The sequence below is a fragment of the Pelagibacterium mangrovi genome (genome assembly GCF_036662815.1).
GTDB classification, from domain to species: Bacteria; Pseudomonadota; Alphaproteobacteria; order Rhizobiales; family Devosiaceae; genus Pelagibacterium; species Pelagibacterium mangrovi.
Map to the genome: position 1 here is coordinate 90,235 of NZ_JBAFXA010000006.1, position 13,197 is coordinate 103,431.

General features: G+C 62.6%; 12 protein-coding genes. 2 read left to right on the forward strand and 10 right to left on the reverse strand.

Annotated features, from left to right (window positions below):
• The 3 genes from V4T21_RS11660 to V4T21_RS11670 all read right to left on the reverse strand — a co-directional run bounded on the left by V4T21_RS11660 (position 1) and on the right by V4T21_RS11670 (position 2,875).
• A complete protein-coding gene (locus V4T21_RS11660) occupies positions 1-882 on the reverse strand; it encodes a siderophore-interacting protein (RefSeq protein ID WP_332716802.1) in 882 nt (293 codons plus the stop codon).
• Positions 883-893: 11 nt separating this feature from the next.
• Entirely contained in the window at positions 894-1,805 is a 912-nt protein-coding gene (locus V4T21_RS11665; protein ID WP_332716805.1) for an ABC transporter substrate-binding protein, read from the reverse strand.
• A 68-nt stretch (positions 1,806-1,873) separates the two neighbouring features.
• Entirely contained in the window at positions 1,874-2,875 is a 1,002-nt protein-coding gene (locus V4T21_RS11670) for a fumarylacetoacetate hydrolase family protein (protein ID WP_332716807.1), read from the reverse strand.
• 160 nt (positions 2,876-3,035) lie between these two features.
• Here V4T21_RS11670 and V4T21_RS11675 point away from each other — a divergent pair, with 160 nt between their 5' ends.
• The gene (locus V4T21_RS11675; RefSeq protein ID WP_332716810.1) at positions 3,036-4,103 is read left to right on the forward strand and encodes a DUF2865 domain-containing protein; all 1,068 of its coding nucleotides are present in this window, start codon (positions 3,036-3,038) and stop codon (positions 4,101-4,103) included.
• On the opposite strand, the gene gltX is transcribed toward V4T21_RS11675, so the two are convergent.
• The 4 genes from gltX to V4T21_RS11695 all read right to left on the reverse strand — a co-directional run bounded on the left by gltX (position 4,048) and on the right by V4T21_RS11695 (position 9,734).
• Positions 4,048-5,376, reverse strand: coding sequence for a glutamate--tRNA ligase (gltX, locus tag V4T21_RS11680; RefSeq protein WP_332716813.1), 1,329 nt, complete (start codon positions 5,374-5,376; stop codon positions 4,048-4,050). The genes V4T21_RS11675 and gltX overlap by 56 nt on opposite strands.
• Complete coding sequence (locus V4T21_RS11685; protein ID WP_332716815.1) at positions 5,373-7,043, reverse strand: NAD+ synthase; 1,671 nt, start codon at positions 7,041-7,043, stop codon at positions 5,373-5,375. The genes gltX and V4T21_RS11685 overlap by 4 nt, the downstream gene beginning before the upstream one ends.
• A gap of 245 nt (positions 7,044-7,288) precedes the next feature.
• Complete coding sequence (locus V4T21_RS11690; protein WP_332716818.1) at positions 7,289-8,221, reverse strand: hypothetical protein; 933 nt, start codon at positions 8,219-8,221, stop codon at positions 7,289-7,291.
• A 136-nt stretch (positions 8,222-8,357) separates the two neighbouring features.
• The gene (locus tag V4T21_RS11695; RefSeq protein WP_332716820.1) at positions 8,358-9,734 is read right to left on the reverse strand and encodes a class II 3-deoxy-7-phosphoheptulonate synthase; all 1,377 of its coding nucleotides are present in this window, start codon (positions 9,732-9,734) and stop codon (positions 8,358-8,360) included.
• A 130-nt stretch (positions 9,735-9,864) separates the two neighbouring features.
• On the opposite strand from V4T21_RS11695, the gene V4T21_RS11700 reads away from it, so the two are divergent.
• The gene (locus V4T21_RS11700) at positions 9,865-10,323 is read left to right on the forward strand and encodes a hypothetical protein (RefSeq protein WP_332716823.1); all 459 of its coding nucleotides are present in this window, start codon (positions 9,865-9,867) and stop codon (positions 10,321-10,323) included.
• Here the strand turns inward: V4T21_RS11700 and gor are convergent.
• The 3 genes from gor to rpiA form a co-directional block, all read right to left on the reverse strand.
• Positions 10,320-11,699 (reverse strand): glutathione-disulfide reductase, encoded by a 1,380-nt coding sequence (gene gor / locus V4T21_RS11705; protein WP_332716826.1) that lies wholly within the window; start codon positions 11,697-11,699, stop codon positions 10,320-10,322. The two genes, V4T21_RS11700 and gor, sit on opposite strands and share 4 nt — an antisense overlap.
• Positions 11,700-11,802: 103 nt before the next feature.
• Positions 11,803-12,384 carry a DUF2059 domain-containing protein gene (locus V4T21_RS11710; RefSeq protein WP_332716829.1) on the reverse strand — a complete coding sequence of 194 codons (582 nt, stop codon included), beginning with the start codon at positions 12,382-12,384 and terminating at the stop codon, positions 11,803-11,805.
• 28 nt (positions 12,385-12,412) lie between these two features.
• Complete coding sequence (rpiA, locus tag V4T21_RS11715; RefSeq protein ID WP_332716831.1) at positions 12,413-13,117, reverse strand: ribose-5-phosphate isomerase RpiA; 705 nt, start codon at positions 13,115-13,117, stop codon at positions 12,413-12,415.
• Positions 13,118-13,197 lie beyond the last annotated feature (80 nt).

Consider the following 13,197-nt stretch of genomic DNA (forward strand, 5'->3'; position numbering starts at 1 on the left):
TTACAGGCCGTGCTTTTCGAGCATGTTGTGCCACATGTCGCTGATCTCGTCGGGATCGCGTTCCTGGTCCCATAGCGCTTCGATTTGCTGGCGAACATTGGGGTCGAGCCCGTCCCAACGGGCGCGCCACGCTTCCTTGTTGTCGAGCCAATAGCGCACCACCGAAAAATCGCGGCCGGTGAGGCCCAGTTCTCCGCGCAGATAGCGCCTTATGCCGCGCGAGGCGTGCATTTCGCCGGCCATCCATATGTAGCCTTCGCCTTGCGGCAGGGCCATGGCGCGCAGGCTGGACAAAAGATTGCTCGGCCCCACGCCATTGCCGCTGCCATAGATCCAGCGGATCTCCACGTGATCGCCGATATCGAGATTTTGCCGATGCGCGGCCTCGGCGACTTCGACCACCGCGATCGTCCGGACGTTGGGAAAGGTTTCCTCTGCAATCCGGCTCAGGGCCGGCAGCCCGGTGGCGTCGGCCAGAAGGATTTGCCACTGCATCCCTTCGGGCGGCTCGTAGCAGAAGCGCCCCTTGCCGAGGACGATGCAATCGCCGGGCTCTGCCTTCTGCGCCCACTCGCTGGCCAGCCCACCCTCATGGACGACGAAATCGATATCGATTTCGCGCGCCGCTTTATCGATGCGGCGGATGGAATAATATTCGTTGTGCGGCTCCTTGATCCCAGCGGGAAACACCGCCCGCCCCGCGTCGTCCTCTTGCGGAATCGGCAGATGGCCGGTCGCCGGATCGGGGAAGAAAATCCGCACGAATTCATCGGAAACTCCCGTATCCTCGAACGCTTCGACCTCTGGTCCGGCAAGCGTGACGCGGACCATTCCGGGCGTAACGAAGCGGCGGGCGGCGACGCGGGCTTTGACGAAAGGCATGGCGGCTCCGTTCAGCTCAGGAGGGAGTAGGCAGCGTCCCACTCGCGGGCGATCTGCATTGCGGTGTAGGCGCCGCCGAAATTGGTGTTGCCTACCGAATGATGGACCTTACCCGCCGCCACTGCCGGAACGCGCGGCCAAAGCGGGTGGGCGAGCAATTGGCTGTAGCTGTCGTCGCCGGAAAAGTCGCTGTAGATGATGACGTCCACATCGGCGAGCAGGTCGGGCAGGTTTTCCATCGAGACGGCGCCGGTCTCGAATTCGTCGGCGCCAAGCGTATGGCCGCCGATATCGCGCAACACGCGCTCCTGCGCGCTGTCATGGCCCCGGATGAAGACCTGATCGTCCTCGGGGAAGTAATAGAGCAGCGCCAGCCTGGTGGTGTCGAGCAGCGCCGCATGCTTTCGTGCGACCTCCGCTACGGCAGTATCATACTGGCCCATCGCGTCGCGCGCGCGCCCTTCGATGCCCAGCCATTCGCCGACATTGGCGAGGTTTTCACGCCAGTCGAGATCGTTGGTCAGCGGCAGCACGGGAGCAATCTCGCTCAGGCGGGCAATGGGCCAGTTTTCGAGCTCACCCCAATCGCTGCAGATGAACAGGTCCGGTTCGAGCCCCAGAATTTCCTCCATGTTGGGAGGCGAGGAAATCTTGCGCATGGCCGGATCGGCGGGCACCCAGGGCTGGAGCTGTCGATCGCTATAGGCGAGGAGCGGAACCTGGAGGACAAGCGCGGTTTCGAGATCGATACGCTGGTCGATGGCGATGATGCGGCGGGGATTGGCGGGGATGTCGTAGGTGCCGCGCCAATTGGTGATGGTGTGGGTTTCCCCCTGCGCCAAGGCCCTCGAAAAGGGCGCCAGCGCCAGGGCGGCGCCGAGGCCGAGGCCGAATTGCCGGCGGGTCGGGTGGAAACGGGCCATGGCGTCCTCGCGGCACGTGATTTGGTGCGAGGCTCAATATCAAAGTTGATGACATCAATCAACTTATCTCAGAGCGGCTGGACCACCTGTTCGATCGCGCCGAACACGGAGCGGTTATCGGCGTCGACGGCGTTGATGCGGACGGAATCGCCAAAGGCGAGAAACGGCGTACGGGCCTTGCCCAGCATCGCCTTTTCGGCGGTCCGCGCCTCGGCGATGCAACCGAAGCCGATGCCGTCATGCTTGAGCGGCAGGATATCGTCATGGGCGTTGGCGACCGTGCCCGAGCCGATGATGGTGCCGTTTGCCAACTCCCGCGTCTGAGCTGCCGCCACGATCAGGTCGGCGAAATCGAACCGCATGTCCTTTCCGGCGTTGGGCTGGCCGTAAAGACTGTTGTTGACGTGGACGCGCACCTTGAGATGGAGACGATTGTCCCGCCAATTATCGCCCAACTCGTCGGGAGAAAGAAAGACGGGAGCAAAGCTGGTGGCGGGCTTGGAATGGAAAAAGCCGAACCCGTTCTGCAGATCGCCCGCCACCAGCCGGCGGAGCGAAACGTCGTTGCAAAGGCCGACAAGGCGGATGGCGGCGCTTGCCTGCTCCTTGGTCGGGCGCATGGGAACATGGGCGACAACGACCACCACTTCCGCCTCGAAATCGACGGCCAGATCGTCCTCGGGCACGATTATCGGGTCGTTGGCGGCGATGAAGCTGTCCGAGCCGCCCTGATAGAGCAATGGCCGCTCGTCCTGCAATTCGGCGTCCTTGCTGCCCTTGAGGGACCGGACCCTGTCGAGGTGGACCATATATCCCGCCCCGTCGATCCACTGATAGGCGCGCGGCAACGGCGCGGCTGCCTCGCGCGAATCAAACTGCATGCCCGCGATCTCGCCATTGTTGAGCTGATCGCTCACCGCCCGCAGGATCGGCGCGCAGCGCCCCCACTCGTCGAGCGCGGCCTGCAGATTGGGCGCGATGCGGCCGGCCGAGGCGAAACGGGTGAGGTCGTTGGAGACAATGACCAGATGTCCGTCGGGACGGCCGTTGCGCAGGGTGGCGAGCTTCATGAGTGGAAAAGACCGGGACGTGATTGGCGTTGATGGCTAAGATGGCCCATAGCTCGACGCAGTTAAAGCCTCTAGATTGATGCACAGGCCGTAGCGGCGTTTCATGGACATTATGATTTCGGATCGTTCCCGCTTTATGCCCACTGCCCGGTTCCTGCTTATGATCGCCGTCACCCTCGGGGTGGTTTTCGGCGATATTTCGACGGCGATGGCCCAGACCCAGAATTGCGCCCAGCTTTCAGCCATAATGCGCGGCATCGAGCGCAACGAGATGTTCGTGAGCTTCAACGGCATCATGGGCGAGTTGCAAAGGCGCCAGGGCGAAGTGCAGCAGGCCGAGGGGCAATGGTCGCGCGGCGGGTGCCAGCAAATGATGAGCGCAGGCCAGGCACTCAATCAGCAATGCCAATCGCTGGCCCGGACGATCACGCTGGGCCGGAGCCAGATCGAGCAGTTGAATTCGATGGCGCGGGAGGGGCAGTCCCTGGCCCGGAACTATCAGCAGCTTAGTGCCGATTTCGCCCGTTCGGGTTGTGATGCCGGACAGTCGGGCGTCACCTTCGGCGGCCAGCGCGGCAATCTGCTCGACGGCATGTTCGGTGGCGGCGGCGGCGGATATATCGACGGCCAATACGATCCCTGGTCCACCCAGCAGACCCGTCGCACGGTCTGCGTGCGCACCTGCGACGGCTTTTATTGGCCGATCAGCTTTTCGACCACCGACAGCTATGTGGCGCAGGACGCCATACGCTGCCACGAAATGTGTCCGGGCACCGAGGTGGCGCTGTTTTCCTATCGCAACCCCGGCGAAGAGCCCGAGGACATGATCTCGCTTTCGGGCGCGTCCTATCGGTCCATGCCCTATGCGTTTCGCTTCCGGCAGGAAGTGGACATGAATTGTTCGTGCCAGACGCGCGAGCCGGTGGGCACCGTTGCGATCGGTGGGGAACAGGGCGAGCAATCGCGGGCGGCAATCGATTTCGGGGACCTCGCCTTTCCCCTGCCGCAGCGCGATCCGCGCGCCGGGGTTGCGGCGGTGGTGGCCGATGCGATCTACGTCCCCCTGCCCCGCCCTCGTCCGCGCGCCGACGGCACGTCGGAGGCGACGCTGGCGCAGCAGCCCGATGTGGAAAGCAACGACCTGCGGATCGTCGAATTCGGCGACCGGGAAGTCAGGATAGTCGGGCCAGAGACGCCTTACGTCCCAGAACCGGAAGAAGAACCTTGAGCTCGGGGCCTTCGGCCTTACCCGTCAGAGCGAGGCGCAGCGGCAGGAACAGCGCCTTGCCCTTGCGCCCCGACGCCTGCTTGAGTGCACCCGTCCACTCGCCCCAGGTGTTTTCGTCCCACGGCTCCTCGGGCAGCATTTCGCGCGCCATGGCGATGAAATCGCGATCCTCATCGGCGACGACCGGCTGGGCGTTGACGAAAATATCCTCATAGAGCGGCACGAGGTCGGAGAGGCGCGAGACGTTGTCGCGCAGCGCGAGCCAGACGGGCTCGGTCAGCCCTTCGAGCTGGGGAAACCGCTTTTGCACCGCCTCGAAATCGAAATGATGCACCAACCGGGCGTTGAGCGTATCGAGTTCGGCGGGGTCGAACCGGGCCGAGCCGTGCGAGATCATCGAAAAATCGAGCTTCTCGGCGATGGCTTCGAGGCTCGGATAGGGCTCGACCGGCAGCGAGGTGCCCGTCAGCGCGGCGACGGTGGCGACAGCCAGCGCCTCGTAGCCTTCCTCCCGCAGTTGGGCCAGCGAGAGTGAGCCGAGGCGCTTGGAGAACCCCTGCCCTTCGGCGTCGGTCAGCAGGTTGTGGTGGGCGAAAGTCGGCACCGCGCCGCCCAGCGCCTCGAAAATCTCGATCTGCGTGCCGGTGTTGGAGACGTGGTCTTCGCCGCGAATGACGTGGGTGATCCCCATGTCGATATCGTCGACCACCGAGGGAAGCGTATAGAGATAAGTGCCGTCCTCGCGGATCAACACGGGATCGGACATCGATGCCGTGTTGACGGTCTGCTCGCCCTTGATGAGGTCGAGGAAATGGACTGGGCGCCCATCGAGCTTGAACCGCCAGTGCGGCTTGCGGCCTTCCGCTTCGAGCTTGGCTTTGTCTTCATCAGTCAGGTTGAGCGCGGCGCGATCGTAGATCGGCGGCTTGCCCAGGGCGCGGGCACGCTTGCGCTTCCTGTCGAGTTCGTCGGCGGTTTCATAGCACGGATAGAGCCGACCAGCGGCGATCAGCCGGTCGCGGGCAGCGTCGTAAAGCGCGAAGCGATCCGATTGCCGGGCTTTCAGATCGGGAACGATGCCCAGCCAGGCCAGATCGGTTTCGATGCCTTGCGCGAATTCCTCGGTCGAACGGGCCGTGTCGGTATCGTCCAGCCGCAGCACGAATTGGCCGCCACGGCTTTTGGCGAACAGCCAGTTGAGCACCGCCGGGCGCGCATTGCCCAGATGCAGGCGCCCCGTGGGTGAGGGAGCATAGCGAACCACTGCACTCATCGGGCGATACTCCCGTCGCGATAACCGTTGGTGATTGGATATTTCCGCCCGATGCCGAACGCCCTGGCCGTGAGCTTTGGGCCCGGAGCAGCCTGGCGGCGCTTGAATTCGGAGATGTAGATCAGCCGCTCGACGCGCTTGACCAGTTCGGCATCGAAGCCGCGCGCCACGATATCGGCAGCCGACATCTCCTCCTCGACCAGATCGGAGATGATGGCGTCGAGCACCGGATAGGGCGGCAGCGAATCCTGATCGGTCTGGTCGGGGCGCAATTCGGCGCTGGGCGCCTTGTCGATGATTTCGGGCGGAATGACGATGCCGGCCGGCCCCAAAACGTCGGTCGGCTGATAGCCGTTGCGCCATTTGGCCAGCTCATAAACCTGCGTCTTGAGCATGTCCTTGATGGGATTGTAGGCGCCGTTCATGTCGCCATAGATGGTGGCATAGCCCACGGCCATTTCGGACTTGTTGCCCGTGGTGATGAGCAGCGACCCGAGCTTGTTGGAAATCGCCATCAGAATGGTGCCGCGCATGCGCGACTGGAGATTTTCCTCGGTGATATCGGGTGCAAGGCCGGCAAACAGCGGCGCGAGGTTCTCGTTGGCCGCATCCACGGGCGCGCCGATCGAAACGATATCGTAGCGCACGCCCAGCGTTTGTGCACAGAGCTTGGCGTCGCGCAGGCTGGCCTCGGACGTGTAGCGATAGGGCAGCATCACGCAGTGGACGTTTTCCGCACCCAGCGCATCGACGGCAAGCGCGGCGACCACGGCGGAGTCGATGCCCCCAGATAGCCCGAGCACCACGGATTTGAACCCGTTCTTGTGCACATAGTCGCGCAGGCCGAGCATGGCCGCGTGCCAGGGTGCTTCATTGACCGGCACCAGATCGGTGACGTGTCCGGCCACGCAGCGCCAGCCGGTTTCGTCCTTTTGCCAATCGGACATGACCATATCGTCCACGAAGCTCTTGCCCTGGAAGGCCAGCGAGCCATCGACATTGATGCCAAAGCTTGCGCCGTCGAACACCAGTTCATCCTGCCCGCCCACCTGATTGGAATAAAGGATCGGCAGGCCGGTTTCCTTGACGCGCTGGCGCACCAGATCGAGCCGCACGCGCTGCTTGTTGCGCCAATAGGGCGAACCGTTCGGGCAGAGCAGGATTTCGGCGCCTTTGTTGGCCAGCCTCTCGCAAACCGGCTCGTGCCACACGTCCTCGCAGACGGGCACGCCGATGGAGATGCCCTTGATGGTCAGGGGATCGGGAAGCTCGCCAACGGTGAAATAGCGCTTTTCGTAGAAGATATCGTCATTGGGAAGCTCGACCTTGTTGCGCCGGTCGATGATTGCTCCGTCCTCGGCGAGGATGACGCTGTTGTAGAGCTTGCCATCGGCGCTCCAGATGGTGGGGAGCAGGACGGAGACGTTGAGGCCCCGGGTGTCGCGTGCGAGCGCCTTTGCGGCATCCATGGCCTCGGTCACGAACTGACGCCGGAACAGCAGGTCCTCGGGGAAATAGCCCGTGAGATAGAGTTCGGTGAACATCAGGATATCCGCACCCGCGCTCTCCGCCTCGGCCAGCGTCCGGCGCGCGGCGGCAAGGTTCTCGGCGATGGCGCCGACCTTGGGATTGAGCTGGGCAAGGGCGATGCGGAGCGTATCGGTCACTGTGGGGTCCGGCGGTCAGAGGAGCGCGCAAGACTTATAGCGCGCGGCCGGAGAGAGCAAGGCAGGGGATGGACCATGCAGGCCTGGGCGGCTGTGGAAGGGCTGAGGCTGGACCCCGGGAATAAATCCCGGGGTGACAACGGTGTGGGTGGGGCAATGGGTTACCCAAACTCGCCTTGTCATTCCGGGATTTATTCCCGGAATCCAGCAACAGCGCTGGCAAAGAACGCCGGGATGACGATTTCCTAGAACGTGCCGGTCACCTCGATTACGGGGCCCCAACGGAAGAGTTCGGTTTCGCCTTCGAGGATGTAACCCTGGGCATTACTGCCGTCTGCATCGCGCGTTTCGAAATAGGTCTCGGTGGGGCCGGTCAGATAATAGCCGCGCAAACCGCCTCTGACGGCGAAATTCTCATGCGGCTTGAACCCGACCATGGCTTCGAGCGCGCCGCCGTAAAGATGACCATTGATGCTCGCCGCAGACCCCTGACCACCTGCGGGCGTCGTGCCGAGGTCGAACGCGCCATAAGTGCCGCGCAGCGCGGCGTAAGGAATGGCTGCCGCATCGACACGAATGTCAAAAACATCGTTGATTTCTGCCCGGCCTGTGATCCCGAGACGCAGCCCATGGACCTCAAGCAGGTTGGGCTCGCTATTGCCACCGCCCGAGGAGGTATAAAAGTCCCCTCGTCCGATATCGGCCGACTCGTTGAGGTATTGATATCCGATGAAGCCACCGACTCCGAAACCATCGCCCTTCAACGGCAGATAGCCGAAATCGGCGCCGCCATAAGCGATCATCCCCGAATCCGTCGATTGCCTTCCAAGGCTGGTCGGGGTCTCGAAGTCTCCGTCGATAACGGCGGCGTAGCCGATATTGCCCTGAACGTAGGTGCTGGTCGAATGGTCGTCGATCCGTCCATGAAGTTCGAGGAAATGGCTCGCATCGTCCGCGGAGTAGTCCAACGGCCCGATCGAGGTTCGCTGCCCGCCCATGCCATAAAAATACCGAAGCCCTGCCTCAAAATCGAGGCTGTCTTCCATTGGCTCCATGGCCATGGGATAGGCAGGCCGGAACCCTTGGGGTTGCCCGCCGAGCCAATCGGCGGCCGATGCCGGCGCGTTTGCCGCCGCAGTCAGAAGACCCACGGCCAGGCCAGTGAGAATACGCGACATTGAGCCCTCCGAACGACGCGCAACAACGATGTTTGCGCCAGTTATGAGGCGTTAGGGTTAATGTTGGCTGAAGACGCGCAAAGCAAAAGGCGCCACCCGGGGGCAGCGCCTTTCTTCGTTCACATCGAGGGTACGATCAGTACCCGACGGCCTCGGCTGTGCTGTGCGTGCGATGGTCGTGCATTTCCTCGGCGATGAGGAAGGCAAGCTCCAGCGCCTGGGAAGCATTGAGGCGCGGATCGCAATGGGTGTGGTAGCGGTCCGAAAGCGAGGCTTCGGTGACCGCCGAGACGCCGCCGGTGCATTCGGTCACGTCGGCGCCGGTCATTTCCACATGCACGCCGCCGGCGACGGTGCCCATCTGACGGTGGATTTCGAAGAAGGACTTCACTTCCGAAAGAATCCGGTCGAACGGGCGCGTCTTGAATCCGGTCGAAGCCTTGACGACGTTGCCGTGCATCGGATCGCAGCACCAGACGACGGTGCGGCCTTCCGATTTTACGGTTTCGATCAAACGCGGCAGGTGTTCCTCGACCTTGTCCGAACCAAAGCGCGCGATCAGCGTCAGGCGCCCCGCCTCGTCCTTGGGGTTGAGGGCTTCCATCAGGCGTTTGAGATCGTCCGAGGACATCGACGGGCCGCATTTGACGCCGATCGGGTTCTTGATGCCGCGGAAATATTCGACATGGGCATGATCGGGATTGCGGGTGCGGTCGCCGATCCAGATCATGTGGCCCGAGGTCGCGTACCAATCATTGGTGATCGAATCCCGGCGCGTCATCGCCTGCTCGTAGCCGAGCAGCAGCGCTTCGTGGCTGGTGAAGAACTTGGTCTCGCGCAATACTGGGGTGTTTTCGGGGTTGAGTCCCAGTGCTCCCAGGAACTCGATCGCATCGTCGATCTTCCTGGCAACCTCTTCATAGCGAGGATACCAGTTCGAATCCTTCATGAACCCCATCGTCCATTCATGAACGCGGCCCAGATTGGCGAAGCCGCCGGCCGAAAAAGCGCGCAGCAGGTTGAGCGTCGCGGCCGACTGGCGGTAGGCCTCGAGCTGACGGTGCGGATCGGGGATGCGGGCCTCGGGCGTGAACTCGATGCCGTTGATGATGTCGCCCCTGTAGGAGGGCAGTTCCACGCCGTCGATGGTTTCGGTATCGGCCGAACGCGGCTTGGCGAACTGGCCGGCGATGCGGCCCACCTTGACCACGGGCTTGGACGCGCCATGGGTCAGAACCACCGCCATCTGCAGGAAAACGCGGAAGAAATCGCGGATATGGTCGGCCGCGTGCTCGGCAAAGCTCTCGGCGCAATCGCCGCCTTGCAGCAGGAAGGCGCGACCGGCAGCGACTTCGGCCAGATTGGCCTTCAGATCGCGCGCCTCGCCGGCAAAGACCAAGGGGGGAAACGAAGCGAGCCGGGCCTCGACCGCCTCAAGCTCTGTCTGGCTCGGATAGGTCGGGACCTGCAGGATCGGTTTCGTCCTCCAACTGTCAGGTGTCCACGTGCTCATCGTTTCACTCACTTCAAAAGGTTAAACCTCCCGAAAACCGGGAAGGTCCGGCGGTTTACCAAGTCACGGGTATGATGCCAAGTATTCTATGGTATCACATCGGGATGATCGCGACGGACGGAAAATGCCCATGACGGCTTCCCAGTATTGGGATATGGCCCTTCGCGCGGTGATCGTCGCCTGTACGCTCGGGGCAGTCTTCCTGCCGCTGAGTGAACTGACCACTGGCGACCCGCGCACGCTCGGCATGCTCGCGGGGCATTTGATTGTTCTTTATCTGCCGCTGCCCGCTTGTGCCCTGCTCGCGCTGTTCTCGCCGTTCATCGACGGCCTCAAGCCATACGGCGCGCTGCTTGACAGCCTCACGGCGCTTTTCGCGTTCTGCGTCCTTGCCGTCCTCGGTGTCTATTTCGTCCTCGCCGGGCTGGGCGTCATCGCCCTGTTCTTCCTGCTGCTGGCGTTTTTCATTCCGTTCTTTTGGGACATGAACGTCTTCATGCAGGCAGGCACCTGGCTTCTGGTCGTCGCGTTCGTGCTGTCACTGGTGCAGATGGTGCGCTCCAACCGGTCTCGGCCGACGACCCTCTAGGGGTTGCACTTTTCCCCGTCGATCACGCGATAGCTCGGCGATTTGAACGTCACCAACTCCTCGGCCGCCGTCGGGTGCACGGCGATGGCGTGATCGAAATCGGCCTTGGTCGCGTTCATGCCCATCGGGATGGCGACGAGCTGGATCATTTCGCCCGCGCCCGGCCCGACGATGTGACACCCAAGCACCCGGCCGCTGTCGGTTTCGGTGATGAGCTTGAGCATCATCTTTTCCTGCTTGTCAGACAGGGTGTTCATCATCGGCCGGAAACGGGTGAGATAGACATCGATCGAGCGGTGGCGCTCGGCGGCATCCTCTTCGCTCATGCCGACCGTTCCGATCTCGGGTTCGGAGAACACGGCGGTTGGGATCAGATGATAGGGCACCGTGGTGGGCGTGTTGTTGTAGATCGTCTGGGCAAAGGCCGCGCCCTCGCGGATGGCGACCGGGGTCAGCGCGGCGCGTCCCGTCACGTCACCCACCGCAAAGATCGAGGGCACCGAGGACCGGGAATATTCGTCGACGACCACCGCGCCCGTCTGATCGAGCTGCACGCCCGCATCCTCGAGGCCCAGCCCGCCGGTGTTGGGGTGGCGACCCGTCGCAAACATCACGGCGTCGAACGTCGCTTCCTCGCCATGCGAGAAGGAGACGCAAACGCCCTCCCCGTCCTTGCGCAGCTTGGAAATGTGGTAGCCATAGCGGAAACGGATGCCACGTTCCCGCATGGCGTCCTCGAGCCCATCGCGCACGTCGCCATCGAAGCCGCGCAGAATCTTGTCGCGGCGATAGACGAGGGTCGTATCGACGCCCAGTCCGTTGAAGATCGTGGCGAATTCCACGGCGATATAACCGCCACCCTCGATGAGTATCGTGCGAGGCAGCTTTTCGAGATGGAAAGCCTCGTTGGAGGTGATGCCGAGATCGGCCCCTTCGATATCGGGCTTGAACGGTGCGCCGCCGGTGGCGATGAGGATGCGTTCGGCCTCCAGCTCCTCGCCGGTCGAAAGCTTGACCGAATTGGCGCCGGTGACGGTGGCGCGTGCCTTGAAGGTGGTTACGTTCGCGCCCTCGAGCAGCGTCTCGTAAATATTTTCGAGCCTTGCGATCTCCTTGTCCTTGTTGGCGAGCAGGGTCGGCCAATCGAAGGACGCATCCACCGTCCAGCCGAAGCTGGGCGCGACGTCAAACAGGTCGCTGAATCGCGACGCATAGACGAAGAGCTTCTTGGGCACGCAGCCGCGAATGACGCAGGTGCCGCCATAGCGGTATTCCTCGACGATCGCGACCTTGGCCCCGAGTTGGGAGGCGACCCGCGCCGCCCGCACGCCACCCGAGCCCCCACCGATAACGACCAAATCAAATTTCTCGCTCATGGAGGACTCCGGGTTTTTATCTGGACGCAAGGATATAGGCGGCAAACGCGCACAAAAAAACCCCCGTCACCGGGACGGGGGTTCGTGTTTGCCGGCTAGCCGATTATTGGGGCGCCGCTTCGCCTTCGGCGGGGGCTTCACCATCCGCCGGCGCTTCGCCTTCGATGGCCGGGGCGTTATAACCCTGGTTGCGCAGTTCGGCGCGCACGCGGGCGAGATATTCGTTGGAGGTGTTGCGGCTCCAGATGCCCAGGATGGTCGTCAGGTCCTGGTTGATCGACGGGTTCTGCTCCAGCAGCCTTGCACCGACCGGAGTGCTGTAGAAATCGACGATCTGCTGCAGCTCTTCCTCGGAAAACCTGATCGCATAGATGCGCGCGAACTGGTTGTAGAGCGAATCGCGATCGGCGAGATAACCCTCGTAAACGGTCTGGAGCGCTTCGAGCAGGGGCTCGCGCAGCGAGGGGTCCTGCTGGATCATCACGCGCATGACCTGAAGCCCCATCTCGACGAGCGTGCGCTCATAGAGCTGCCCTGAATCGGTGATGTTCACATATTCGCGAGCCTTGGCCAGGTGCTCGGGAGAAATCTCCTGCTGAGCCTGGACGGGAGCGACCGAGACGAGCGCGGTGCCAGAAATGACGAGCGCCGCAGCAAACCGGCGCAGGGTGGGCAGGAAGGTCATTGTGCGAACGGTCCCTTGCGAATGACTTTTATGACTTTACGTGCTCCGAGAGCCGAATGGTCCCCTCGGGAGTAGCAAGATAGGCTTCAGAACACAAATCGATGAACAGGCCGTGCTGGACCACGCCGGGAATCTCCAACAGCGCCTGTGACAGTGCTTTTGCGTTCGAAATGCGGCCAAAAGATGCGTCGATGATGTGGTGTCCACCATCGGTAACATAGGCCGCGCCATCGGCTTTTTGCCGCAGCGCCTTGCCGCCTTCGGCCCCGAAATCGGCCATCACGGTCTCTATGGCCCTGGCGGTCGCGGCAAGCCCGAACGGGTTGACCTCGATGGGCAGCGGGAACCGGCCGAGCGTATCGACCAGCTTGGATTGATCGGCGATCACGACCATGCGGCCCGACGCTGCCGCGACGATCTTTTCGCGCAGCAAAGCGCCCCCGCCCCCTTTTATAAGCTGGAAATCCCGATCGATCTCGTCGGCGCCGTCGATGGTCACGTCCAGGCTGTCGATCTCTTCGAGGGTGGTCAGGGGGATAGCGAGTTCACGCGCCTGTGCGGCGGTGGCCTCGGAGGTCGGCACGCAAAGGCATTGGAACCCGCGCGCCACTTCAGCGCCCAGCAGATCGACGAAATGCTTGGCCGTCGATCCGGTGCCCAGCCCGATCCGCATGCCGGAGCTGACTTCGCCCATGGCCGCCTGGGCCGCCTTGCGCTTGAGATCGTCGCTCATGGATTCCCCTCGCCCGATTTTTGCTTGTAAGACGTCAGTTCGTTGCCGATGTCAACGCAAGGCTGGTCCGGCTTTGCCAA